This window comes from Acinetobacter lactucae (genome assembly GCF_001605885.1).
GTDB lineage: Bacteria > Pseudomonadota > Gammaproteobacteria > Pseudomonadales > Moraxellaceae > Acinetobacter > Acinetobacter lactucae.
Genome location: NZ_LRPE01000038.1, coordinates 105306 through 129697, shown reverse-complemented (window position 1 = coordinate 129697; position 24392 = coordinate 105306). Strand labels below are relative to the sequence as shown.

General features: G+C 38.1%; 21 protein-coding genes, 6 tRNA genes and 1 pseudogene. 18 read left to right on the top strand and 10 right to left on the bottom strand.

Annotated features, from left to right (window positions below):
• The first annotated feature begins 2 nt into the window (after nucleotides 1-2).
• Nucleotides 3-884 carry an alpha/beta fold hydrolase gene (locus AWW73_RS15240; protein ID WP_062850070.1) on the top strand — a complete coding sequence of 294 codons (882 nt, stop codon included), beginning with the start codon at nucleotides 3-5 and terminating at the stop codon, nucleotides 882-884.
• Between the two features lie 138 nt (nucleotides 885-1022).
• On the opposite strand, the gene dapE is transcribed toward AWW73_RS15240, so the two are convergent.
• The 3 genes from dapE to AWW73_RS15225 all read right to left on the bottom strand — a co-directional run bounded on the left by dapE (nucleotide 1023) and on the right by AWW73_RS15225 (nucleotide 3443).
• On the bottom strand, nucleotides 1023-2159 hold the full coding sequence (gene dapE / locus AWW73_RS15235; protein WP_062850069.1) for a succinyl-diaminopimelate desuccinylase: 1137 nt from the start codon (nucleotides 2157-2159) through the stop codon (nucleotides 1023-1025).
• A 125-nt stretch (nucleotides 2160-2284) separates the two neighbouring features.
• On the bottom strand, nucleotides 2285-2428 hold the full coding sequence (locus AWW73_RS15230) for an entericidin A/B family lipoprotein (RefSeq protein ID WP_014207555.1): 144 nt from the start codon (nucleotides 2426-2428) through the stop codon (nucleotides 2285-2287).
• Between the two features lie 142 nt (nucleotides 2429-2570).
• Nucleotides 2571-3443 carry a DUF1853 family protein gene (locus tag AWW73_RS15225; protein ID WP_062850068.1) on the bottom strand — a complete coding sequence of 291 codons (873 nt, stop codon included), beginning with the start codon at nucleotides 3441-3443 and terminating at the stop codon, nucleotides 2571-2573.
• Between the two features lie 103 nt (nucleotides 3444-3546).
• Here AWW73_RS15225 and AWW73_RS15220 point away from each other — a divergent pair, with 103 nt between their 5' ends.
• From AWW73_RS15220 to AWW73_RS15185, 8 genes are all read left to right on the top strand, one after another.
• Entirely contained in the window at nucleotides 3547-3924 is a 378-nt protein-coding gene (locus AWW73_RS15220) for a YbaN family protein (protein WP_016143396.1), read from the top strand.
• 101 nt (nucleotides 3925-4025) lie between these two features.
• Nucleotides 4026-4529: a cell wall-recycling L,D-carboxypeptidase ElsL gene (elsL, locus tag AWW73_RS15215; RefSeq protein WP_016143395.1), complete on the top strand. Its 504-nt coding sequence runs from the start codon at nucleotides 4026-4028 to the stop codon at nucleotides 4527-4529.
• A 206-nt stretch (nucleotides 4530-4735) separates the two neighbouring features.
• Nucleotides 4736-4811 (top strand) — tRNA-Val (locus AWW73_RS15210).
• Between the two features lie 24 nt (nucleotides 4812-4835).
• Nucleotides 4836-4912 (top strand) — tRNA-Asp (locus AWW73_RS15205).
• 47 nt (nucleotides 4913-4959) lie between these two features.
• Nucleotides 4960-5036: transfer RNA gene (locus tag AWW73_RS15200), tRNA-Asp, on the top strand.
• Nucleotides 5037-5125: 89 nt separating this feature from the next.
• Nucleotides 5126-5201: transfer RNA gene (locus tag AWW73_RS15195), tRNA-Val, on the top strand.
• A 36-nt stretch (nucleotides 5202-5237) separates the two neighbouring features.
• A tRNA-Asp gene (locus AWW73_RS15190) sits at nucleotides 5238-5314 on the top strand.
• Nucleotides 5315-5380: 66 nt separating this feature from the next.
• A tRNA-Val gene (locus AWW73_RS15185) sits at nucleotides 5381-5456 on the top strand.
• A gap of 377 nt (nucleotides 5457-5833) precedes the next feature.
• Here AWW73_RS15185 and AWW73_RS15180 read toward each other — a convergent pair.
• From AWW73_RS15180 to yccS, 4 genes are all read right to left on the bottom strand, one after another.
• Complete coding sequence (locus AWW73_RS15180) at nucleotides 5834-6619, bottom strand: YdcF family protein (protein ID WP_057105751.1); 786 nt, start codon at nucleotides 6617-6619, stop codon at nucleotides 5834-5836.
• 115 nt (nucleotides 6620-6734) lie between these two features.
• On the bottom strand, nucleotides 6735-9317 hold the full coding sequence (locus AWW73_RS15175) for a PepSY domain-containing protein (protein WP_062850139.1): 2583 nt from the start codon (nucleotides 9315-9317) through the stop codon (nucleotides 6735-6737).
• A gap of 155 nt (nucleotides 9318-9472) precedes the next feature.
• Nucleotides 9473-10048, bottom strand: coding sequence for an SdpI family protein (locus tag AWW73_RS15170; RefSeq protein WP_002116136.1), 576 nt, complete (start codon nucleotides 10046-10048; stop codon nucleotides 9473-9475).
• Between the two features lie 100 nt (nucleotides 10049-10148).
• Nucleotides 10149-12323: a YccS family putative transporter gene (gene yccS / locus AWW73_RS15165; protein WP_025470480.1), complete on the bottom strand. Its 2175-nt coding sequence runs from the start codon at nucleotides 12321-12323 to the stop codon at nucleotides 10149-10151.
• Between the two features lie 127 nt (nucleotides 12324-12450).
• Here yccS and AWW73_RS15160 point away from each other — a divergent pair, with 127 nt between their 5' ends.
• Nucleotides 12451-13665, top strand: a complete 1215-nt coding sequence (locus tag AWW73_RS15160; RefSeq protein WP_062850067.1) for a multidrug effflux MFS transporter — start codon at nucleotides 12451-12453, stop codon at nucleotides 13663-13665.
• 25 nt (nucleotides 13666-13690) lie between these two features.
• On the opposite strand, the gene AWW73_RS15155 is transcribed toward AWW73_RS15160, so the two are convergent.
• A complete protein-coding gene (locus AWW73_RS15155; protein WP_062850066.1) occupies nucleotides 13691-14398 on the bottom strand; it encodes a nitroreductase in 708 nt (235 codons plus the stop codon).
• Between the two features lie 509 nt (nucleotides 14399-14907).
• On the opposite strand from AWW73_RS15155, the gene AWW73_RS15150 reads away from it, so the two are divergent.
• The 6 genes from AWW73_RS15150 to sbmA all read left to right on the top strand — a co-directional run bounded on the left by AWW73_RS15150 (nucleotide 14908) and on the right by sbmA (nucleotide 21028).
• Nucleotides 14908-15111 (top strand): hypothetical protein, encoded by a 204-nt coding sequence (locus AWW73_RS15150; RefSeq protein ID WP_057105762.1) that lies wholly within the window; start codon nucleotides 14908-14910, stop codon nucleotides 15109-15111.
• Between the two features lie 183 nt (nucleotides 15112-15294).
• Entirely contained in the window at nucleotides 15295-15435 is a 141-nt protein-coding gene (locus AWW73_RS15145; RefSeq protein WP_079748516.1) for a hypothetical protein, read from the top strand.
• 99 nt (nucleotides 15436-15534) lie between these two features.
• On the top strand, nucleotides 15535-17010 hold the full coding sequence (locus tag AWW73_RS15140; RefSeq protein WP_016143388.1) for an alanine/glycine:cation symporter family protein: 1476 nt from the start codon (nucleotides 15535-15537) through the stop codon (nucleotides 17008-17010).
• Between the two features lie 169 nt (nucleotides 17011-17179).
• The gene (locus tag AWW73_RS15135) at nucleotides 17180-18154 is read left to right on the top strand and encodes a patatin-like phospholipase family protein (RefSeq protein WP_057105754.1); all 975 of its coding nucleotides are present in this window, start codon (nucleotides 17180-17182) and stop codon (nucleotides 18152-18154) included.
• 203 nt (nucleotides 18155-18357) lie between these two features.
• On the top strand, nucleotides 18358-19593 hold the full coding sequence (locus AWW73_RS15130) for a threonine ammonia-lyase (protein WP_062850065.1): 1236 nt from the start codon (nucleotides 18358-18360) through the stop codon (nucleotides 19591-19593).
• 238 nt (nucleotides 19594-19831) lie between these two features.
• Complete coding sequence (gene sbmA / locus AWW73_RS15125) at nucleotides 19832-21028, top strand: peptide antibiotic transporter SbmA (RefSeq protein WP_031949205.1); 1197 nt, start codon at nucleotides 19832-19834, stop codon at nucleotides 21026-21028.
• Between the two features lie 39 nt (nucleotides 21029-21067).
• Here the strand turns inward: sbmA and AWW73_RS15120 are convergent, their stop codons facing one another.
• A complete protein-coding gene (locus tag AWW73_RS15120) occupies nucleotides 21068-21817 on the bottom strand; it encodes a DUF4850 domain-containing protein (RefSeq protein WP_062850064.1) in 750 nt (249 codons plus the stop codon).
• A gap of 125 nt (nucleotides 21818-21942) precedes the next feature.
• Here AWW73_RS15120 and AWW73_RS15115 point away from each other — a divergent pair.
• Both AWW73_RS15115 and AWW73_RS15110 read left to right on the top strand, forming a co-directional pair.
• Nucleotides 21943-23008 (top strand): annotated as a pseudogene (locus AWW73_RS15115) (DUF1176 domain-containing protein).
• A gap of 83 nt (nucleotides 23009-23091) precedes the next feature.
• Nucleotides 23092-23610: a hypothetical protein gene (locus AWW73_RS15110; protein ID WP_062850063.1), complete on the top strand. Its 519-nt coding sequence runs from the start codon at nucleotides 23092-23094 to the stop codon at nucleotides 23608-23610.
• Between the two features lie 77 nt (nucleotides 23611-23687).
• Here AWW73_RS15110 and AWW73_RS15105 read toward each other — a convergent pair whose 3' ends face one another.
• Complete coding sequence (locus tag AWW73_RS15105) at nucleotides 23688-24266, bottom strand: DJ-1/PfpI family protein (protein ID WP_062850062.1); 579 nt, start codon at nucleotides 24264-24266, stop codon at nucleotides 23688-23690.
• Between the last annotated feature and the right edge of the window lie 126 nt (nucleotides 24267-24392).

Sequence of the window (24392 nt, the reverse complement as noted above, 5' to 3'; positions counted from 1 at the left end):
AAATGTCAATTCATAAAGAACTACATATTTTAAAAACAGATGATCATGGCGAATTTGCTTTATGGGAAATTTCTAAAAGAAATAATTCTCTGATAAAAAAAGAAGCAATTTTCTTATCTCATGGTGCATTTTCGGATAAAACTGTCTGTATAGGCATTGCAGATTATTTGGCAAATCATGGTTATATTTGTTTTATTTTAGAGTGGCGAGGCCATGGTACTAGCCCAAAAACAGATATACCATTTAACTTTGAAACTGTTGCACTATATGAATATAAAACTGCATTCCATTATATTCAACAACATTTTAATATTACCTCATTACACTGTGTAACCCACAGTGGTGGAGGTTTATGCTTAACCATGTTCTTGATTAACTATCCTGAGTATTTAAAAAATATTCAAAGTATTACTTTTATTGCTTGCCAAGCATTTGGAGCGGTAAATAATTCCTTTGATTTTATTAAATTATTTTCTGCAAAACTAGTTGTAAAAGGTCTTGGTCAGATACCTGCTAATAAATTTAAGTTAGGAAGAGTAAATGAAAGCTATTACACGATGCGACCATGGTTTAATTGGAATTTGAAGCAAAATTTTATAAGTGAATATAAAAATATTGATTATAAAAAACATATGAGCTCTATTAGAGTTCCCATATATTCTATCTGTGGAACTGGCGATAAATTTATTGCACCTGTTAAAGGGTGTTATAAATATTTAGAGGCTTTTGAGAATAAAAATAATATATTTCGCGAATTTAGTGATTCTAATAATAACTTGGAAAATTATTCTCATAGTCGAATTGTACTTAGTCAAAATGCGGCTAAAGAAGTCTGGCCAACTATATTGCAATGGATAGATAAGAATTCCAAAGCAGCTTTTTAAGCTATTTATATTAAAACTAATTTTCTAGTTTATTGAATGTAAATAATATTCAACATTTTTAAAGAAGGTACTGATACTTTAAATATAAAAAAAAGCGCCCCAAAAAGGGCGCTTTTTCAATTTATTAGATCTTAACTTTTACTTAGCTAACAAATTTTCTAAAATTTGCTCATAAATATCGGTTAGTGGATCAAGGTCATGTACGTCAACATGTTCATTAATTTGATGAATTGTTGCGTTCAGAACACCTAACTCTAATACCTGTGCGCCTGTTGGAGCAATGAAACGTCCATCAGAAGTACCGCCACTCGTTGAAAGCTCGGTTTCTGTACCTGTTACGTTCAAAATTGCAGTCTGCGCCGCATTAACGAGTTCACCGACTGGTGTAAGGAACGGTAAACCAGAAAGATTCCACACGATTTCATACTGTAAACCGTGTTTGTCTAAAATTTCATGCACACGTTGTTTAAGTTGTTCTGCTGTCACTTCTGTTGAATAACGGAAGTTAAAAGTAACTTCCAATGTTCCAGGAATGACATTCGTTGCGCCAGTTCCAGCATGAATATTTGAAATCTGAAATGAAGTTGCAGGGAAATATTCATTTCCATTGTCCCAAACAGTTTGGCATAGCTCTGCCAAAGCGGGTGATGCCTCATGAATTGGGTTGCGTGCCAAATGTGGATAAGCTACATGTCCTTGCTTACCTTGAACCTTTAATACGGCATTAAGTGAACCGCGACGGCCATTCTTAACAATATCACCCAGTTTATGAGTGCTTGAAGGTTCACCAACTAAACACCACGTCATTTTTTCGTTACGTTTTTCAAGAGTCTCAATAACTTTAACCGTACCATTAATAGCAGGGCCTTCTTCATCAGAAGTAATTAAAAAGGCAATTGAACCTTTATGATCAGGATGTTTTGTGACAAAACGCTCAGATGCAACGACCATGGCTGCAAGAGCAGTTTTCATATCGGCCGAACCACGACCATATAATTTGCCATCGCGAATTTCAGGTATAAACGGATCTGAATTCCATGCTTCTAACTTACCTGTAGGAACTACGTCAGTATGACCGGCAAAACAAAATACAGGTTCTTCAGTTCCTCGGCGCGCCCAAAGATTATCAACTTCACCGAAACGCATTGGTTCAATATGAAATCCAATTTTGGCTAAACGGTCTGCCATGATGGTTTGGCATGTATGGTCAACAGGAGTAACAGAAGGCTGTTGTAACAGGTCTAAGCTAAGCGAGAGAGTATCTGAGTGGTTCATACCGAAAATTGCGTGCTGATCAGGTGAAATATAGTCCGATATAATAGGCGAATCTCTATAGGAAGGGTACGTAAAAATAAAAAAACCTTATCGGAAAGATAAGGTTTTTTCGTGACAACTCTAACTTACATTTTATCTTGTGTTTTTTCAGCAGTATTTGTTACGGCATCACCTGCTTTAGAAACATCTTGCCCAAAACCTTTAAACGTATTACACCCTGTTAAAATAACAGCAACCATTACAGACGCAGCTAAAACTTTTTTCATCATTTTCTCCGTTTAAATTTAATAATGAAGTAAATTTAGATTAAAAAACAAACGGAAAAAGAAACATGACTGTTTAATAGTAAAAACGTTATAAAATGTTTCTAGAAGCTTAAAACTTATTGTTAATTAGCTTAATTTTTGCAAGTTAGTGCGAAATCGACTTAATGTTTAAGTATGAAGGATGCCTAAACATATAAAATATGACCTCTTCACTACTTTTACAATATAAACCATCTGTCCACCAGTGCGCTGAATCTGAACTAGGCGATTGATTTGGACACAACCATTCGTGTCTTTCTAATCGATAAAAGGGAGAGTGTGGAATGGTAGTACCCCAATATCCTAAACGACGCTTTAAATTTATCCATTCTGGTAGCGACTTTTGAAAATTTAACTGAAGTGGCAAGTAGAGTTGTCCTTTTAAAACCGCAAAACGTTGTTCGATCTTAAAATTTAATGCTTCAGAGAACTGAAATTGCTTATTCGTAAAATGATAAAGTTTTTTGCTCAGAGTATCTTGGCGATTCAACCCAATCCATTGTTCTAAAAGTAAATCCGCTTCGCCTAAATAGTATTTTAGCGCGACTTCCCAGTGTTCAACTTGTTGAGTTTCTTTATTTAAAATCAAGAAATCTAACTCACCTAAAGTTATTGCTCCTTCAATTTTTTGAATACTATGACCCAACAATTGATATGGATGATAATTATCCTCTTGTAGCCAGAACCAAAGTAAATTCTCAAAGCGTAAGCCTAAGCGTGTACTTTTAAGTTGAGATAAAAACTGTATTAAAGGCTCTGGTGACTGATCGAGCTCTTTTAAACGTGGTAAATAATTTTGGAAATGCTCTTCCCATATTTCTGTGGGATGCAGCTTAAAGTGATGTTGTATAGAAAAACTTTTTGGTAATTGGCTAAGTAAATTCGGACTAGCGATACAAAAAGCCAGCTGTCGCACTATAGGATGTCGAAATTGAAGCCATGGTTCGAAATAGGAAGTTTTCACTGAGGCAATATTCATATATTTAATACTCGATGCAATTCATCCTAATTTCATAAGGGATCAACAAACAATATAAGAAAAACACTTTATACTAACGCTAACAGCAGGTTAAGGTTTATATATGCGAACATTGTTCTGGCGCTCTTTGGTCGTGATTTTTATCACACTAGGCATTATTGGAGCAATTTTACCAGGTATGCCCACAACAGTGTTTTTGATTCTGGCTGCATGGGCAGCTTCAAAGGGATGGCCACAAATGGATGACTGGTTATTAAATCATCCCAAATACGGTCCAACATTACGTGATTGGCGAGCCAATGGTACAGTGCCACGTAAAGCCAAGTGGATTGCAAGCATAATGATGGCAATCAGTGGCCTGATCATGCTATTTACTTCAGCACCGCTTTGGGTCAAGGTTTTTACTGATACTACCATGTTCATCGTTGCAGTTTGGTTATGGCTACGGCCTGAGCCAAAAAGTGAAACTGCGCGTAGATAAAAGAAGATTGAGAACCTTTTATTTTTGGCGCAAGACAACTTCTTCCTATAAATTTTTACTTAAACTCAAAATATTTGAGTTGATATAAGAGAGTAAGTTCAATGTCTCAATTTAAGCTCGAAGATGCTGATGTCCTCATCGATTTGGCAAACCAAACCTTAACTTTGCCTAAACATAATAAGTTTTATGTCATTTCTACCGGAAAGAACGGAATCGGTGAGCAGGAGAATACGGGTAAAACTCCACGTGGATGGCATAGAGTTGCAAAAAAAATTGGTGCCCAATCTCCTCAAAATGCGGTTTTTATTGCACGTAAGCCAACAGGGGAGGTTTATAGTAGTGAACTAGCGGCACAATTCCCTGAACGAGATTGGATATTGTCACGTATTCTTTGGTTAGATGGTTTGGAAGAAGGCTTTAACAAAGGCGAAGGTCACGACACCATGCAGCGTTATATCTATATTCATGGCACACCTGATAAAGAACTGATGGGTGTTCCCATGTCACATGGATGTATTCGAATGCGTAATGAGGAAATCATTGAATTGTTTGATTTAGTCTCTGAAGATGCATTGGTTTATTTGTCTGAGCAATCTTTAACCTAAAATAGGATTTTAAAAATTCTTATTTAATTAGCTGAATGATCAAAATATTAAAATAAGTGCTTAAATAAAATACAAAAAATTGTTTTTTACTTAATAATGACTTATTTTTAATCATTCATTCGCATTTTTTTGAAAAGTTGTCGAAAAGCGTTTGACACCTGTTAAAGATTCTCTATAATGCACCTCACAAACGATGAAGACGTTAAGGGCGCTTAGCTCAGTTGGTAGAGCGTCTGCCTTACAAGCAGAATGTCGGCGGTTCGATCCCGTCAGCGCCCACCAAGCCTTTACGTTAAGCTCTCAAGTGCAGCGGTAGTTCAGTTGGTTAGAATACCGGCCTGTCACGCCGGGGGTCGCGGGTTCGAGCCCCGTCCGCTGCGCCACTTAAGACTTAACATCGTTTACCCCACAATTTCGATATTGTGAAAGTGCAGCGGTAGTTCAGTTGGTTAGAATACCGGCCTGTCACGCCGGGGGTCGCGGGTTCGAGCCCCGTCCGCTGCGCCACTTTTCAGTTCGGGTTGTGTTTGGAAGAAGATTTGAGATGTAAAAATTTTAAATCAAAAAATTAATAATTTATTAGTTTTTTCTTCTTGGGGCGCTTAGCTCAGTTGGTAGAGCGTCTGCCTTACAAGCAGAATGTCGGCGGTTCGATCCCGTCAGCGCCCACCATATATGTGACCATGCTTTATTTTAAAGTATTGTAGTGCAGCGGTAGTTCAGTTGGTTAGAATACCGGCCTGTCACGCCGGGGGTCGCGGGTTCGAGCCCCGTCCGCTGCGCCATTCTCTTGATTCCCTTGTCTAGAGAATGTAGAGTATAGAGATACATTCATTATCTTTTCTCATTAAGGGCGCTTAGCTCAGTTGGTAGAGCGTCTGCCTTACAAGCAGAATGTCGGCGGTTCGATCCCGTCAGCGCCCACCATATTTCCTACCAGAAATTTAAATCTCTCTAAATTAATATTATTCTATAAATATCTTATGCTTGCATGTAAATTTATTTACTATGTGACTAACTATAGGCTCAATTTTTCTATTTTAAAATTAAAGCCTTTAGATTTTTAAGTTATTGTTTTATTGATCGTTAGTTTTTAATTCTTCAGCTTTATTACTTCTATACTTATGTCTTTGGTGGGTTTTTAGTGCTCATTAAATTTGTTTCATTAGAGACTAAATATAAGAACTTAATCTGTACTTTATTAACGTCAACGTATCTCAATTTTATAGTTGTACTGCTCACTAATTTTTCAAAATAAAAAAAACTGCTATTTTTTAAATAGCAGTTTTTTAGATTAAATTATTTTAATATTCGTTTAAAAGCCATCCACTCGCGTATGCGAAGTATTCACGTAACCATGCATTGTAGCGAGTAGCCAATGGTGTCTCGGCAGCGACTCCATAAACTTGGGTATAGCCCTGTTTTTTTGCGATTGCTACTGCTCGAGGAATATGAAAGTCACTTGTCACGATAGCGATTGGCTGGTCTAAGGTAATCTGATGTTGTTCTAATAAGGGTTTACTATTTTTTAAATTAAGCTCAGTACTAGTACTCTTATCTTCAAGGATCATTTGGTTTCTTGCGATATGATACTTTTGTTCAAGATAACGAGACATAACCAATGCTTCGCTTTCTTTTTCTGAAAAATCAAGACCACCTGTTAAAACAATCTGTGCTTGCTGCTGTTTTAGGGCTAAAGGGGCAGCTGTATCTAAACGTTTTGCAAGAATTGTAGATGGCTGGCCATTTTCGACACCACTTCCTAAGACAATAATTGCTTTTACTGGGGGAATATTATTTGAAGTATTCTTATTTTCTTTAATAAAGCTAAAGAAATAGCCTAAGCCAATTAACCATATCCAGAAGCATAACCACCCAAAACGCCAAAGTGTGTGTAAGCGATAGTGATAGAAGAAAAAGCGCTCTAAGTGATAATAAAATAAAGAATATAGGCAGAAGAAAGCACCTAAAATTAAAGGAATAACAGTGCCTACATTAATTTTATTGAGACAAATTAGAACTAATCCATCTAAAAATAAAATCGAACCAATGATTGCTAGGAAAATACGGATCCACTTACTGACTTGCATTGTGCTTAGAGTTGCAATTTAAATTGCAGACAGTGTATGCAAAATCATTCTGAATGCAATAAAAAACCGAGTAAAGCATTTAAGCTATTACTCGGTTTTTTGTTTTTATTGGTCTTTAATAAACATCACGGCGGTAGCGGCCATGTTGTCTTAGCTCATCTACCTGTTCTTCACCTAGAATTTCGATAAGTGCTTGATCGACTCCACTTGCCATACCATCAATACTACCGCATACATAAAGAACAGCACCGCGCTTTATCCAGCTTACTAATTCTGCTGCATTTTGACGGATTACATCTTGAACATACATGCGTTGTTCTTGATCTCTCGAAAATGCTAAATCGAGACGTTTTAACATTCCTGTGGTTTGCCATGCCTTAATAGTTGACGCATAGAAGAAATCATATGCTCTTTGACGTTCACCAAAGATTAACCAGTTTTCAGTGTAATCATGGCGCGTACGGGTGTGTAATAGGCTCATTAAGCCAGCAATACCAGTTCCGTTACCGATACAAATAATAGGGCGGTTATCGTCAATAAGATGGAATGATTCATTAGTGCGAATACGCAAAGCAATTTCATCATTGACTTGCGTATGTTGAGTGAGCCAACCCGAACCTAAACCTAAGTTACCAGACGCATCATATTGTTGACGAACAACTAAACGAAGGACTTGTTGAGAAGGAATACTCGCAATCGAATACTCCCGTGTTGGTAAGTTAGGAAGCTGTTCTAATAAATGGTCCAGATTAGCAAATGGTTCAATTTCTCCTGTTAAATCTTTATTCCAAAGTGCTTTTTCGATTGAAATCTGTAATGAATCAACTTTTGTATTTTTAAGAATATGATGCTTCTGCAAAAAGTCGTGAATTCGTTCAGGGCTATTACCAGGTTGAATTTCAGCAATATCACCCGCTTGCCATAGTGCTTCGTGCTTTGCATTAAGCTCAATATTATAAGCAGGTTGGCCTAAGCTATTTGGATTGAGTAAGTCACGTTGCTGCAATGTCCATGTATCAAAGACTTTTTCTAGATTTACAGCATGCAAATCTAATTTAGTTGCTTTTGCTAGAGATTGATTCCAGTTCTGAATATCCGATGGGTTTGCATTATCAACTTCAATTGTATTGAAGAGGGCATGAGCACCATTCGCTTTGAGCCAAGCGTCCACTGCATGACCAAAACTACAATAAGTGTCTGGATATTCTTTAGAACCGAGAGCCAAAACAGCATAGTTGATGTGCTTAAGGTCTAAATTCGATTTTAAAAGCTTCTTAGCAAAGCTTGTAGCGAGATCAGGAGCATCACCAGTACCATAAGTACTGATCACGAATAAAACCTGTTGATGTTGTTCTAGATCAGTTTGTGTGAGTTGCTGTACAGGTTTAACCTGAACAGGTTGGTGAGCTTCTTGTAAACTTGTTGCCGTACTCCAAGCGAGTTGTTCTGCTACACCCGTTTGAGTTGCATAAGTAATCAACCAAGGCTTTGCATTTGGATCAATGTATTGTCCTGCTAAAGACTGGCGAGCCGCCTGTGTTAATTTTTTCTGTTTACGGCGTTTAAGATACAGCATCCACCCAGTAACCAAGAACAAAGGCATTGCTAATGAAGCAAGCATCGCAACGAATTGATAAATTGGTCCAAAAAAGCTACCACGGTGTACAGGTAACATGCTGCTCATAATCTTTTGATTAAGCTTTTTATCTTCGTAAAGCTCTATCTTTTCGATATTACCAGTTTGGTAATTATAGATGGCTTGGTTACGTGCACGTTCGTGTTGTGGAGTAGCATCGATAAAAGTTAACTCAATTTTTCCATCATCTTTTTTTGGTAAGTTCATGGTTAGAGTTGAATAACCACGTCCAATCTGACTATTGAAGCCACTCCATGTTTCATTAAGTGCTGTAATGAGCTGAGTATTATCTAATTGGGGTTCTGATTTTTTATCATGATTACGGTCAGCTTGTTTACCTTGTTGCATTCCACGATTTTGAGGAGTAACATCATGACCTTGTGGTTTAGGTTGCTCGACTCCCATTACTTTGAACATGCCACTACGCCACCAATCATAAGACCAATATAGACCTGTGCATGCAAAAAGTAGATAAAAAACAATGACCCATGTGCCGACAACAGCATGTAGATCCCAAATAAAATTTCGGCCTTTGAGTTTCGCTTTAACAGCAAGCCATTGACGAGCAGAGTGCTTCTTAGGCCAGCGTAAATACAATCCACTAAGTACGAAGTAAATTAACATAAGTGCGCAGGCACCAGTAATTTGTTTACCAACTTCACCAGCGGTTAAATTACGATGAATTTGTTGTATGAGTAACAACAACTTTCGGCCTTTAATATCTGGAAGAACCTCAGCGTTATAAGGGTTCACCATCATATTGTAGCCGCGGCGTTCACCTTCTTTTTCAATATTTACAATAGAAGAAGAGGTAGGGTCCTTGGCGATCGTAATGCTATTAATTTTGATTTCAGGCTGAGTTGTATTGAAATGCTGATAAAGCTGCGCAGGAGTTAATTTTGGAGTGCTTTCAGCTTGAACAACATAACTATCAGAATTCACCCATTTTAAAATTTGTTGGTCATAAGAATAAATTGCACCTGTTACACCCATAATGGATAAGATTAGGCCAGCAGTAATACCCAGAAACCAATGAATTTGAAATAAAATTTTTTTAAACATGGTCGAAAATGTAAACATGATGGAGATCTTGTAACGAAGTATAGCGGAAGATTGGGGAGATAATATGGATTTTGGAGATAATATTAATTTTCATTATCATTTATTTTTAGCTTAATAAAAAACCTCCATGAGGAGGCTTTTTATGAAATATAGAATTACAAGGTTTTTGGCTCGCCAACAGATTCTTTTAAGTGCGTGCGAATTGTATTGAAGGAAAAGTTCTTAGAATCCATGCGCTTAGGTAGGATATAAGCACCTTGTTGTTCTTGGCCTTTTGGATCTTTTACTTTGAAATTGACCAAAATAAAATCAGGTGTATTGTACCATTCGTAGATATTTTTCCATCCAATAGTACCTACGCCTTCTTGTAAGCCCATTTGTTGACGCATCACAATACCATGAGGCTGCACACCTAAACGAATACCTTTAATTTCCTGTACCGGAAATTCATTCATTTTGCGTTTAACGTACCACTCTAATCCGTATTTACGACCTAGGTAGTAAAGTACTACAGCAACAATAGCAACCCAGCAAAAAACAGTAGAGTAGTTCTTAATAAAAATAAGACCTAATATAGCAAGGGCTAAAACGACACCCATAATTGCCCAAATTTTTGTGCTGATTTTATTGGTGCTGCGCCAGATAAGAAGCTGTGCATTACGTTGTTCAGCTTCTGACACGTCATAGGGAACAGGCTGAAGCGTATAAGCGTATAAAGTTTTCGCGGTCATAGTGCAAATAACAAATTGTAAACTGTTTTAAGTTTAGCATTAATTGGCATGAGTCAGGAAAGGATATTATGCCAATTTCATACTAATTTCCGACTCAAATTTATAACGATGCAAGCTCGCTGGCATCATTATCCAGATCATGACTTAGCCGTTGTTTTAGCATACTAAAACGGTTCAATACGCCAAGCATGAGTGATAACTGCTGTAAAATAATGAGTGATTTTTGATCCTCTTCATTATTTTGACTTAGACGCTGCCGTATCGTTTGGAGCATATTTTGTGCTGTAAGATCAGGCATTTCGTCTCTCAATAAAGCCCCTTGAATGTCATCCAGCGCTTGGTCTAAGAGTTTAAGCACAGCTTCATCTTGAATGCTTTCCCGATGTGCTCCAAGTGCTGCGATATAACTTAAAAAGGTATGATTTAAACATAAAAATTCAAAGATATCTGACTTACGGGTAGGGTCAAAGTCTGGCTCTGTCGCTAAAGTTGAAATAAGTGAAGCAACCTCGGCATCAGTATTATGGGCAGCACGTCTTACAATACGGTAATTCAGCGCATGATTGCGACCTTCATGATATTGTTTAACAACTTCAGCTAAATAGTTGCATTGAGCTTGTAATGAACGTCTGATGTTGCGAGGTAAGCGACGGAACTTCCAGTCGGGCCAAATAAATGTCACCCCAAACCAAGCTAGGGCACAGCCAATTAAAGTATCTACAAATCGCGGAATAGCAGCGGCCATTGCCGAACCATCTAGATTAAAGTTAATTAATGCCAAAATTGTAATAAACGCGGTTGCTTGAGCATATTGCTTACTGCGTAACTCAAAAAACAAAACTCCGCTCAGGATTAACATTATTAGTTGTCCTTCTACAGAAGGTACTAGAAATACAATTGCTAGGCCAACAATAATCCCAACTAATGTTCCGACAATTCTTAAGCGTAAGCGACGTTTGGTTGCATTAAAGTTAGGTTGGCTTACAAATAGTGCTGTAAGCATAATCCAATAGCCGTACTCAATATTGGTCATTTGAATCAACACATAACCAATAAAAAGAACAATTGAGACGCGAATTGCGTGGCGGAAGAGTACAGATTCGGGAGTTAAATTTTGTTTTATTCGAACAACAATATCATTCCATCCTTGTAAATCATCATCTTTCAGCTGATTTTCGGCTTGCTTTACTTTATCAGATTGAATGTGTTGTTCTGTTTCTAAGTTGAGTAACTGAGAGTCGATAGATTTTAAGTTTTGATATAAAGCGAAAAGAGCATTTACCCATAAAAGGTCATAATGCTGATCACGTCTTAGCTTCTCTAAAGATAGTCTTAGGTTCTCAAAACTTTGCTTAAAGCGTTTATTATGATTATAAGGTTTACGTTGTAAAATACATTCATTTAGTTCTTGGCAAGCTTTACCTTGAACTGCCAAAATTCGTTGAAATCTAAATAAGATATCGCTGTGCTGAAAAATTTTGGCTAATTTTTGATAGTCGATATGGGCTGAGTCAGCACGCTCATGAATATCTTGAGCGACAAAATAATAATGTAGGCTTCGGCGCGTATCTTTTTGTCCACGGTCACCTTTTAAACGAGTCAATAACGCCGTTTTTAAATCATTAAAAATCGTAATTAACTTACCATTTTCTAATGACAGCTCAATCATGCTTTGCTGATAGCTGGCAGGTGTCATATCTACATCAAATAAATTTGATTTTGCAAATAGAAAATCACCTAGAGATGCGTAAGACGCTGCGAGTTTGTCTTGAAGTTGGCGAACGGGAAATAATAAAAAGCTAATCGTTGCAATGAGGCCATACCATGCTGCACCTGCAACTAAAAGGGCAGGTTGAATATACCAATGATCAAAAAGGTGAACACCCAACATGGTATAGACGGACACAACTAAACAACCATAAGAAATGGTAGCGTAACGACGTCCTAGCGAACCTAATAAAATCCAACCAATACATGAAGCAATTAAGCCTAAGGCAAAAGCCATGGGATAGGGGAAAAGTAATTGTACTGAAGCTGCGGTAACGAAGAATCCAATATAAGTATAAATCAGGTTCATGATTCGCACTGAAAAGCGATCATCAATATCACTTAAACCTGCTGCGACTACACCTAAAGTGAGTGGAATGGTTGCTAATTGATGGCCCAAAAAATAAGGCACGAAAGCAGTTCCTGAAAAGGCTATCAGCATTCGTACGTTATACATAAATGTTGTGTTATAAGTCGCTCTTTTTAGGCGTTTAAACCAAGATTTCAAAGGAAGTCCTTGCTGATCAACCTGAGTGATAAAGGATTTGTGTATTTCTACACCAATGTTGCACAAATCATACGATAGACAGTGTAAGCTTGTCTGTATGCAAATGATTGAAAAATGAAATATCGTTATGTCTGAACAAACGGCCCAGCGTCAATATTCTATTGGCTGGATTATGTTGCTCGCTTTGCTTACGGCTTTAGGGCCGTTATCCATTGATATGTACTTGCCTGCATTGCCACAAATGGCTCATGATTTTGGGGTAAGTACGCAAATGGTGGCAAATACACTACCAGCTTATTTTTTTGGTTTAGCTATCGGACAATTAGTTTATGGTCCTCTAAGCGATCGTATTGGAAGAAAGAAACCACTTTATTTTGGCCTTGCGCTTTATGCAGTCGCCAGCTTATTTTGTGTAATGGCTACCAGTGAATGGAGCTTGATTGCGGCCCGTATTTTGCAAGCCTTAGGTGGTTGTGTTGGTGTAGTCATGGCTCGTGCGGCAATACGCGATAAATTGGACGTTCAAGGCTCTGCACAAGCTTTCTCAAGCATGATGATTGTCATGGGGCTTGCACCAATTTTGGCTCCTATGATCGGGGCATGGATTTTAATTTGGTTCCCTTGGCAAGCTATTTTTATCGCGCTTTCAATTGTGGGTGCACTATGTTGGCTGTGTGTACATTTCTTTTTTAAAGAAACTTTGGCAACTGATAAAAGGCTTAAGTTATCGCTCTATCAAGTGGTGACTTTATATGGAGCTATTTTCAAGGATGCGAGTTTCCGCTTACCTATGTTTGCAGGCTGTTTAACAGGGGCTGCATTATTTTGCTATATCAGCTCAGCACCTGCCGTATTTATGGATCAGTACGGACTTAATCAACAAGAGTTTGCTTACGTATTTGGACTAAATGCTTTTGGCATTATGTTGATGTCTTCTTTAAACAAGCATTTAACAACACGTGTTGAAATTACCAAACGCTTAAAATCGGGTTCCCTTGTGCAAGTGACTGGGGCCATTATTGTGTTTATTGCTGGTTTAATCCCTGCAGCGCCTTTATGGCTGGTTATGGTAGGATTATTTTTAGCTATTTCAGGTATTGGTTTAACAGGCCCAAATGCAATGGCACTCGCAATGTCCAAACAAGGTGCTCGCGCAGGGACAGCAAGTGCGATCATGGGAAGTATGCAATTCGCTTGTGGCCTTTTAGGTGGCGTGCTTCTTAACTTCCTGATTTGGTCTGCATCGCTCAATATGGGAATAATGATGGTGTTATTTACATTGAGTGGTTTTATTGTTGTATTGAAAGCGACACAACAGGTAAAAGCCAAGCCATTCCCTTAACTTTTAGAGAATGGCAACTTATAGTTTATTCGTCTAGAAAAACTGCGAAATTTTCAACAGGTTCTCTAGGTGTGGTAAAGGTATTTACAATATGATCAGGGTCAGCATGACCTAGTGCAATTGCACATACTAGCTCTTCGTCATCTGATGCACCCAACACATCTAAAACTATAGGATGGAAATGGTTCCAAGCTGCTTGCGGGCATGTGTCTAAACCACGTGCTTTGGCAGCGACCATCACATTTTGGATCATCATTGCGATATCCATTTTAGAGCCGATTCCCATCGTTTTATTTACGGTAAAGAAAAGACCGACTGGAGCATCAAACAGTTTAAAATTACGTAACTGCTGCTCAGCCATTTTTTCTTTTTCGCCCTTTTTGATTTCGAGTAAACCGTAGAGTCCCCAACCATTCTCGCGGCGGCGGTCAATAAAAGGGGATATCCATTTTTCAGGGTAATAGGCAAAAGTTTCTTTATATTGTTCTGCAAGTTCAGGATTTTTTGAAACTTCAATTTGTGCTGCACAGACGCGCTCAACCATTTCATCACGCTTTTTACCTGTGACCACATAGACTTTCCATGGTTGAGTGTTCGTTCCAGAAGGCGCTCGACTTGCGACTCGTAATATATCTTTAATGACTTCTGGCTCAATTGGGGTATTTAAAAAAGCGCGGACAGAATGTCGAGAAGTGATAGCTTCATCAACGAGACGAACTTGTTCCAGATTCATGCGTACTCCTATATCTTTTCTTAAATACTTAATACTTTTTGAAGCTTAATTTCATGTTTTGAAAGTACTTCATTTATAAGCAAAAAATATTAGAAAAGGGATATCCTTAAAGGTATGATAACTCGTTTGGTTTGGACATAATGTCTAATTAATTCTAATGTGAATATGCCACTTTAGATCTAAATAGACAAAAAAGTATGATGTTTTTGACTATAAAAATAAATCTATAGCATCAGTTGGATTAAAAATTACTCAATTGAAAAAAAGGTATAATATGTTTAAAAACAGTACAAAACAGATGGTTTTGGATGAAAAACAGTCGGGAATAACATAAAATTTTAATGAAAAACATACACAAAATTTTAAATTTCTGCATAATACCGACTTTTTTACGCAGGTATGATTTCTCCATACTCATGTTAGGAAAGAAATGGCTGCATACAAAATCCCTTTACAAAAAGGATTTGGATGTAGAAATGGAGAAATACACGAGGAATAAGGAGCTTTACATGAGTTTACCGCTCATCAACAAGCAGTTCATGAAACAAGGATTGGCGATTACCATTGCAACCATGAAGATGAACATGACTCACGCAACTACTGGGCTACAAGAAATACAACAGCTTAGTACAGATCTAAACGCACTCTTCTCCAATCTAGTGGAAAAGGGTACAGATAGTCGCGTTATGGCGATGGCTCGTTACAGTCTTTGAAATTCATATCCAGTTTAGACATTTGCTCACAAGTATATGTAAATATGCTTATTGGCTTAAATCCAGATTTGTATAACTCGCTTAATTGATGGGAATCATTGGACGAGATTATTTAGCGGTGGTCATTTGTTAGTTTCCAAGTTTGTAGCTGAGTCGATTTATACCGTTCTTCCGAAAAAGGAGATGTTCGGTGGTGCGATGATATTATTTTTTTTGAAGGTAGCTTTCTCTCATGCAACCTTCAAAGGCATAGTGTTGGGCATGATGTTGCTTAAACTTGTGACGATAATTGCTATTCAATTGACATTAAAAGTTTTTTCTTAAATGTACTGAAGAAGTCCCTATTTTTAGGGGCTTTTTTGTTTATTGCAGTATTTTGGCTTGTGCTAATAGCACATTAGCAAGAACATAAGCGGACCGAGTATGAATGAACAACTCAATGCCACACTGATGTCGTGGGTACAATTTTTTAATGAACCTTTATGGGACTTTTTGGTTATTTTCTTGTTGGCTGTAGGTATTTTTTATACAGTCTTAACAGGAGCTGTGCAAATTCGCATGTTCTTGCAAAGCATTCGAGTCATGAAAAGCAGCCGTACAGAAGGTGAAGATGAACATGGTCTTACACCTTTCCAGGCGTTTGTAACAGGTCTTGCGAGCCGTGTTGGGGTAGGTAATATTGCTGGTGTGGCAATCGCAATCGCAATCGGTGGTCCAGGTGCAGTGTTCTGGATGTGGGTGACTGCTATTCTTGGTATGAGCTCTGCTTTTATTGAGTCTACACTTGCTCAGCTATTTAAAGTTAGAGATAGCAAAACTCAACAGTTCCGCGGTGGACCAGCTTACTATATTACTCAAGGTTTACGCAGTAAAACCTTTGGTGTGGTTTTCGCACTTGCTTTGATCTTTACCTATGGTTTCGTATTCAACTCAGTTCAAATTAATGCGATTGCTAATGCCTCTTCACATGCTTGGGGTTGGGATAAAGCCAATCTTATTGCACATTTAGGTGGCGTTGATCTAGAAATTTCATGGGTTGGCCTTGCTCTTGTCGTTTTAGTGGCGTTGGCAATTTTTGGTGGTATCAAACGTATTGCTAAATTTGCAGAGATGTTTGTACCTTTAAAAGCAGGTCTTTACCTAGCTGTTGCTCTCTATATTGCATTAAGCAACTACGCAATTTTGCCTGATATTTTAAAGCTGATTGTGACTGAAGCTTTCAATTTTAATGCAGCAGCAGGTGGTTTCTTTGGTGCGGCAGTGTCAATGGCAATGATGCAAGGGATTAAGCGTGGTTTATTCTCTAACGAAGCAGGTATGGGTTCAGCACCAAACGCAGCAGCAGCGTCTGATGTGAAACATCCTGTCAACCAAGGTTTGGTTCAAATGCTTGGTGTATTCGTAGACACTTTCATTGTGTGTACAAGCACTGCAATCATCATTTTAGTTTCTGGTGTTTATCAAGATGCAGGTTTTGTGGGTGTTGAATTAACTCAACGTGCATTAGAAACCCAAGTTGGACACTGGGGATCTGACTTCCTTGCAGTTTTATTATTCTTATTCTGTTATTCAGCTGTATTAGGTAACTATGCCTATGCAGAAGGTAACGTACAGTTTATTAATAACAATCCGAAAGTCATGTTCATCTTCCGTATTTTCGTATTGGTGATGGTGTACTTCGGTGCAATTGGTAGTGTTCCTCTCGTTTGGTCTATGGCTGACTTGTTTATGGGTATCATGGCAACCATTAACTTGATTGCAATTGTACTATTAACGCCAATGGCACGTACTTTGTTAAAAGATTACCGCGAGCAATTGAAACGAGGCATCAAAGAGCCTGAGTTTAAAATTGATAAATATCCGGAATTGAAGAAAAAAGTTGATTCGGATATCTGGTAAGTTTCAAAAGGCCTCTTATACATAAGGGGCCTTTTTTATGGGGGCATAGATAAAATACTTGAGTCTAAATTTTAAACATGACAAATTAAATAAATTCAATACAGCTTTTCACGAAAGTAGCAACTAAAATTGCAATCCGAACTTAAACCTCATAGTGCGAAGATGGGCCATGAAACAACTTAAATTGTGGGTTCTCGGACTCTCTATGGTGTTGGCGGGATGCCAGACCACCACACACTTGTCTGCTGCTCTAAAACCACAAACGACAGAAGCTTATGCTCGCTCTGTCGATCAGCCATTTGCAAGAATTAAAAAAATGCAAAAACGCCCTGTCGTTGCGCTTGTATTAGGGAGTGGTGGGGCACGAGGTTATGCTCATATAGGGGTGATTGAAGTTCTAGAACAACATGGTATTCGACCAGATTTTATTGTTGGTACGAGTGCGGGTAGTATTGTTGGAGCAATTTACGCGAGTGGTAAAACGCCTGCTGAACTGCGTGAGACTGCTTTAAAAATGAAAGCTGGCGATGTTCGTGACATTAGTATCGGCTTAAAAGGTTTTTTTGATGGCAAAAAAGTAGAGAACTACGTTAACCAGCAAGTAAATAACATGCCACTCGAAAAAATGAAGATTCCAATGTACGTGGTGGCAACTGAACTCAAGCATGGCACCAAAACCGTATTTAACTATGGCAATACTGGTCAAGCTGTAAGAGCCTCTACTTCTATTCCAAGTATGTTTGTGCCGACTAAAATTGGCAAATCTGAATATGTGGATGGCGGGTTGGTGAGCCCCGTACCAGTTGAAGTCGCTCGCGACTTAGGGGCTGATGTTATTATTGCTGTTGATATTCTAGCTCAGCCTATTTACACAGAAACATCGAATGTCTGGGGGCTGTTTAACCAGAATATTAATATCATGCAAGGGCGTTTGGCGGCGGAAGAATTGCAATATGCGGACGTTGTTATTCAACCAGATTTAAGAGAAAAAGCACATATTTTTGATGTAAAAGGCCGTGAAGCCACTATGAAATCTGGGATAGACGCCGCTAATGCCAAGCTTTCTGATATTCAGTTTGCTATTGATGAAAAAATAGCTGAACAGAATATATCTACAGAAGGCTTGAGTGCCCAAACCCAATAAATAAACGTTAATATTTTGAGAATTAAATAAAAAGCCTGAAACGGGCTTTTTTTATGGAAGTTTAAAACTTCAATTTTTGGAATAAAATTTTTTGTATATTAGAGACATGTTGGATATGCTGAAAACTCTAATGGCCAATATGAAATATTGTGGCCATTTTTAAAAAATAATTGATTTGTAGTGTATTGAGGCTGACTGGATAAATGATACAGCAACAGGTTAAAAATGGGTTTCCAACATTAAATGATGTTCATGCTGCCGCAGAGCGTTTGGAAGGTTTAGTTGTAAAAACTCCCTTTGTTTTCTCAGAAACCATTTCTAAAACCTTAGGGGCTGAGATGTGGCTGAAATTTGAAAACTTACAATTTACAGCTTCATTTAAAGAACGGGGTGCTCTGAATAAACTGTTGTGTTTATCTGAGCAAGAAAAGCAGCATGGTGTTATTGCTGCTTCGGCGGGCAACCATGCACAAGGTGTAGCCTATCATGCTCAGCGTACAGGGGTGACTGCGACCATTGTAATGCCGAAATCTACGCCAAACGTTAAGGTGCAACGAGTACGTGAGTATGGTGCACGCGTTATTTTGCATGGGCAGGATTTCTCAGAAGCTGCTGCTGAAATGCACCGTGTTGCACAAGAAGAATCTTTAACCATTATCCACCCATTCGATGATGCTGAAATTATTGCAGGTCAAGGAACCATTGCGCTTGAAATGCTTTCGGCTGTGCCTGATCTGGACATTTTAGTTGTCCCAATTGGTGGTGGTGGTTTAATTTCTGGTATTGGAATTGCTGCTAAAGCGATCAATCCAAAAATTAAAATTATTGGGGTCCAATCTGTTGTATACCCAAGTATGGCTAAGTTGCTTTGTAACTATCAACTTGCTGTTTCAATGGGATCTACTGTTGCTGAAGGTATTGCAGTAAAAACTCCGGGTGAGCTTACGACTCAAGTTGCTAAAGAATATGTTGATGACATTGTCGTTGTCACTGAAGACATGATTGAAGAAGCGATTGCACTATTACTTAATATTGAAAAAACAGTATGCGAAGGAGCGGGGGCAACAGGTATTGCTGCCATTATGTCTCGTCCCGATCTGTTTTTAGGTCATAAATTAGGTGTGGTACTGTCTGGTGGCAATATTGATACACGCGTAATGGTCTCTGTATTGCAACGTCATTTAACCCGTACAGGCCGGATGGTTCGTATTCGTGTTGAATTACCGGACAATCCCGGTGCCTTAGCTCGTTTAACGGCCATTATTGCTGAGCAGGGCGGTAATATTTATGAATTGCGTCATGAACGCTTTGCGGCAACAAGCCGTGCGAAAGAAAGTGCCGTAAGCGTCGATGTTGAGCTTAAAAGCGCTTCGGACCTAGATCTGCTCATTCAAGCAATGCAACTAGAAGGCTATATTGTTCGTAAAGAAGAGATTTAATCTCTGATATCACTGTGTTATAAAAGCCGTATATGGCTCTATCGAGAGTCATATACAAGGTAATTTAAATGGATTAAATTGCCAAAAAAGGGATGAATTTACAAAAAAACGATCAAATCCTTCAATGAAACGGAAAAAACTGACAATTCTCTAAACTTTGTTCTTCACAATTTTAAGGTTTAGGTTTTAGTATTCCTTTCATTGTAAATTTGAAGAAATATAGGGATATCCACGCTCAATGTTCAAATCATTTTTTCCATCACCACGGTATTTTTTCATATCTGCGGTTGTTTGGATTGCGCTCAATATGGTGCTTTGGTACTCAGGTGGAAACACGTGGGGAACTTTTATCGGGTTTGCTCAAGGTTACCATGAGGCACAACTACCAGTGGGTGTGAGCCGTTTTTGGTCTCCAACTTTCTTATGGTTTTATATCTGGTTTTTAGTCTCTACTGCGCTTTTTGCTGGCTTCTGGAAAATTGTATCTAATAATCCATGGCAGCGATGGTCAGTGTGGGGTTCGGCGTTTATTTTGTTCAACATTTGGTTTAGCGTTCAGGTTAGTGTCGCCATTAATGCATGGTATGTACCATTTTGGGATTTAATCCAAAAAATGCTTTCCGATGGTGGGGGAGATGTCTCGGCACTGTATAGAGAGACAATGGTTTTTCTTTATATTGCTATGGTCGCTGTAACTTTAGCTGTGATTAATGCGTTTTTCACAAGCCATTATGTATTCCGTTGGCGCACGGCAATGAATGAATACTACACAAAACATTGGGAAAAACTGCGTCATGTTGAAGGTGCTTCACAGCGTGTGCAAGAAGATACCATGCGCTTTGCAACCATTATGGAAGACTTAGGCGTTGAACTGGTAAAAGCTGTGATGATCTTAATTGCCTTTTTACCTATTTTATTTCAACTTTCTAAACATGTCCCTGTTTTACCAATTGTGGGTGAGCTAGAGCATTCTTTAGTATGGGCCGCAATTGTATGGGCTGTTTTTGGTACAGTTCTATTAATGGTGGTTGGTATTAAATTGCCTGGACTGCAATTTAATAATCAAAAAGTAGAAGCAGCCTATCGTAAAGAACTCGTTTATGGTGAAGATTATGCAGAGCGTGCAAGACCAGCTACTTTAAAAGAACTATTTAGCCGAGTTCGTAAAAACTATTTCCGACTCTATTTCCATTATGCTTACTTTAACTTGGTCGCAACTTGGTATAAGCAGTTAGACATTTTATATAGTCTGGTTGTATTGTTCCCGGCAATTGCAAGCGGCAAAATGACTTTAGGATTAATTAACCAGATTGCTGGTGTATTCGATAAGGTTCGTGAATCATTCCAATACTTAATTAGTTCATGGAAAACAATTATTGAACTGCTTTCAATTTATAAGCGTTTAAAAGCCTTTGAGTCGATATTACATAAGTAAAAAAAGCCCGCGAAAGCGGGTTTTTTCATAAACCTTTGGTTAATGTGTTGCATTATAAAAATTGAGAATAGGACCTACTAGAGACTGCTGCGATTTATCTAAAGTGACTTGAATCTCTTTATAGTTAAAAGTATCTTCATCATAATATTTGGCAATATCATGGGTTTTATTGTTCACTTGTGGAATTTGATAACTAAAAAAAGCCACTTTCTTAGAAGGATGAACAATATTGATCAATTTTTTAGAATCCTTATAACCACCAAATTCATTTTCCAAACTTTCTTTTAACAATTCAGGAAAATAAAGCGTTGCATTTGGTAGGCCACACCCAACGCAAAATGAAGAGTCATAAAGTTTTATTGCTTGTTTTTGATCTGGACTCATTGCTAAAGCAAAACCACTACCATTCGCACCTGCATTTGCTTGCACATCTTGCCAACTTCGTGGAACGAGCACTAAACCTGTTTCAGGTAATGCAAGAAGTTTTAATTGTTTGGCATGTTGAGCCTCGAGTTTGAAATTAAAACGGCAGTTTTTAGGTGTACAGGTTTCAAAGTCTTTAAGTAAACCATTCTCTGTGGGGCTTTGCGCAGTAACGCCATAAAACGGAACTGTAACACCGTTCAAAAATTTTGCATCTCCTAGAGCATAGAATTGATTGTCTGCTTTACGGGTTGCAGCAGAGCTATAAAATTTGGGGAAATGAGGTGTAAAGCTTTTGACTTCTGCATAAGCAGATGAAGTTAGACTGGTAAATGCAGTAAATAATAAAAAATTCAGTTTTTTCATTTTTAGTAAGTAATCAATTTAAATTTTATATAAATCTAACATATTCTTTTAAACTAGATGGTAATTCAAAATTTTAAACTGTTTTTAACCTAATAAGAAAAACAGTCTTATAGAGATATGAAATAATGAAAAATATGCTTTCAATCTGCTGTTTAGCGGTAATGAGTTCTTATAGTTTTGCTCAAGAAATCAAAGGTATTTCATTTTCACACCAAGAGTGGGAGGTTTCTTGCAGCAATACGGGAACATGTAAGGCTGCAGGATATCAAAACGAGGAAAATGGTGATAATCCAGCTTCAATTTTATTAACACGTAAAGCAGGTCCAAGACAACCTGTGCAAATTGAATTTGCTTTGTCAGACTATGAACAAAGCATGCCAGCAAACCAACTTAAAAAATATTCATTTTTATATAAATGGCAAAGACTTAGGAGTGGTGACTGTAGATAGTGCTGAGTTACCACTTATGGGTAAACTGAACAGCTCGCAAGTCAATGCTGTACTACAGCAATCCAAACAGAAGACAGAAATTATATTTAAAAATGCGCAGCATGAATGGAAAATTTCTGATGCTGGAATGACTGCTGTGTTATTAAAAATGGATGATTTTCAGAAGCGTATAGGAACTGTTGGTGCTTTGGTTAAAAAGGGCAGTGCCAATGAAACCAAAGTGCTTATGCCTGAGCCAAAACTACTTGTTAAACGTATTAAGACTTCAAACAAACCTTATTTAACTTTACAGCCTAAAAATAAACAGTACCAAGCAATACACCGTAGCTTAATGGCAGCCAATCCAAATCCTAAAGAAGACTTTTGTGAAGGCATTTATGGCGGTAATAGCGATGGAGTTGAACCACAGAAAATTGAGCTATATAAACTAACCAATATGAAAGTTCTGGCGACTACGTTGTGCTGGAGAGGGGCTTATAACGAAGGATATGGTGCTTGGGTACTTGATGAATCTTTAAATGGTAAGGCAACATTTGTGACTGAGTCCGCTTCAGATTTTGATAGCGGTATTATTAGTAGTGCTCAAAAAGGACGAGGCATTGGGGATTGCTGGGCAAGTGAAGAATGGGTATGGGATGGCAAGAGTTTTGTACACACTAAAGATATGTGGACAGGTATGTGCAAAGGCTTGGCAGCAGGTGGGGTGTGGGAGCTTGATCAAATAGAGTCTGTGGTGAAATAAGTATTTTGCAGTTACAGAGTCATAACAGGTAACTTTAGTGACTCTGTGATAAAAAGAACAGATTGTTTATTAGAGCTAGACCTATGTCACGTCATTTTTACACTATTGCTCGCCGTAAGTTTTCACACCTGAGCCGTTCAATATGTGTGGCGGCGGCTGTACTGGGTGCAACACAAATTACAATGGCTGGTCCAACAGTTGATCAGCTCAGTGATTGTTTAGTTAAAGCAACGACTGCTTCGGATAAAACCACGGTACTTCAATGGACATTTACAGCTTTAGCGGCACATCCAGATTTAAAAGCATTTAGTAATGTAACGCCTGAGCAAAAAGATCAGTTAGACCAAAAACTAGCGCAGGTTTTACAACGCGTGATTGTGGAGCAATGTTCTACCCAAACTAAGGCCGTGATTCAAGCTGAAGGTGTGAAAGCAGTTGGAGAGGCTTTCCAGCAGTTAGGTCAAAGTGCTGGTGAAGATATTGTTAAAGACCCCGCAGTTAAACAGCAGTTACAAGGTACATTGCGTTATATCGACTTAAATAAATTGGTAACAACGTTTTTAACACCCGAAATTTGGAATAAATTAGGAATCACAAGATAAAAATCTAGTTTTCTATTTTAGTAATAAAGCCTGCTATCTAAGTGCAGGCTTTACTGTATTTGGGATGAAGAGTCTTATTAGATACTAATCTTAGCGCCTAAAACTTTCACAAACTGTGCTAACCAAGCCGGATGTGCAGGCCAAGCAGGTGCAGTCACCAAATGTCCATCTGTAATAGCTTCGGTCACAGCAATATCTGCATATTGCCCACCTGCCAATTTTACTTCGGCAGCACATGCTGGATAAGCCGAACACAATCGGTCTTTTAATACATCTGCCGCAGCAAGTAACTGAGCGCCATGACATACCGCTGCAATTGGTTTTTTCACTCGATCAAACTCACGCACAATTTCGATAACACGTTCATTCATGCGTAAATATTCTGGTGCACGACCACCCGGAATGACTAAACCTACATAGTCTTCAGTATTAACTGCATCAAAATCATAGTTAATGGCAAAATTGTGACCGCGTTTTTCGCTATAGGTTTGGTCACCTTCAAAGTCATGAATAGCAGTAGCAATATGGTCGCCGTTTTTTTTATTTGGGCAAACAGCATGCACGGTATAACCTAAACCAGTTAAAAACTGGAAAGGGACCATGGTTTCATAATCTTCAGCATAGTCGCCGACTAACATTAAAATCTTTTTAGTCATGTTTTATCTCTCTTTTTTAAAATTTAAGTTATCTAAATTCTTAATTTAAATTAGCACAGTCATTGAGTAATTTTTTAGGAAAAAAGTGCATTCTTTAGTCGAAGGGTGTTTCATAAGGATGAAAAA

Bases quoted from the DNA above. Each gene is read 5' to 3' on its own strand.
- AWW73_RS15240 (WP_062850070.1), top strand. From the start codon at position 3: ATGTCAATTCATAAAGAACTACATATTTTAAAAACAGATGATCATGGC.
- dapE (WP_062850069.1), bottom strand. From the start codon at position 2,159: ATGAACCACTCAGATACTCTCTCGCTTAGCTTAGACCTGTTACAACAG.
- AWW73_RS15230 (WP_014207555.1), bottom strand. From the start codon at position 2,428: ATGATGAAAAAAGTTTTAGCTGCGTCTGTAATGGTTGCTGTTATTTTA.
- AWW73_RS15225 (WP_062850068.1), bottom strand. From the start codon at position 3,443: ATGAATATTGCCTCAGTGAAAACTTCCTATTTCGAACCATGGCTTCAA.
- AWW73_RS15220 (WP_016143396.1), top strand. From the start codon at position 3,547: ATGCGAACATTGTTCTGGCGCTCTTTGGTCGTGATTTTTATCACACTA.
- elsL (WP_016143395.1), top strand. From the start codon at position 4,026: ATGTCTCAATTTAAGCTCGAAGATGCTGATGTCCTCATCGATTTGGCA.
- AWW73_RS15180 (WP_057105751.1), bottom strand. From the start codon at position 6,619: ATGCAAGTCAGTAAGTGGATCCGTATTTTCCTAGCAATCATTGGTTCG.
- AWW73_RS15175 (WP_062850139.1), bottom strand. From the start codon at position 9,317: ATGTTTAAAAAAATTTTATTTCAAATTCATTGGTTTCTGGGTATTACT.
- AWW73_RS15170 (WP_002116136.1), bottom strand. From the start codon at position 10,048: ATGACCGCGAAAACTTTATACGCTTATACGCTTCAGCCTGTTCCCTAT.
- AWW73_RS15160 (WP_062850067.1), top strand. From the start codon at position 12,451: ATGTCTGAACAAACGGCCCAGCGTCAATATTCTATTGGCTGGATTATG.
- AWW73_RS15155 (WP_062850066.1), bottom strand. From the start codon at position 14,398: ATGAATCTGGAACAAGTTCGTCTCGTTGATGAAGCTATCACTTCTCGA.
- AWW73_RS15150 (WP_057105762.1), top strand. From the start codon at position 14,908: ATGAGTTTACCGCTCATCAACAAGCAGTTCATGAAACAAGGATTGGCG.
- AWW73_RS15145 (WP_079748516.1), top strand. From the start codon at position 15,295: ATGTTCGGTGGTGCGATGATATTATTTTTTTTGAAGGTAGCTTTCTCT.
- AWW73_RS15140 (WP_016143388.1), top strand. From the start codon at position 15,535: ATGAATGAACAACTCAATGCCACACTGATGTCGTGGGTACAATTTTTT.
- AWW73_RS15135 (WP_057105754.1), top strand. From the start codon at position 17,180: ATGAAACAACTTAAATTGTGGGTTCTCGGACTCTCTATGGTGTTGGCG.
- AWW73_RS15130 (WP_062850065.1), top strand. From the start codon at position 18,358: ATGATACAGCAACAGGTTAAAAATGGGTTTCCAACATTAAATGATGTT.
- sbmA (WP_031949205.1), top strand. From the start codon at position 19,832: ATGTTCAAATCATTTTTTCCATCACCACGGTATTTTTTCATATCTGCG.
- AWW73_RS15120 (WP_062850064.1), bottom strand. From the start codon at position 21,817: ATGAAAAAACTGAATTTTTTATTATTTACTGCATTTACCAGTCTAACT.
- AWW73_RS15110 (WP_062850063.1), top strand. From the start codon at position 23,092: ATGTCACGTCATTTTTACACTATTGCTCGCCGTAAGTTTTCACACCTG.
- AWW73_RS15105 (WP_062850062.1), bottom strand. From the start codon at position 24,266: ATGACTAAAAAGATTTTAATGTTAGTCGGCGACTATGCTGAAGATTAT.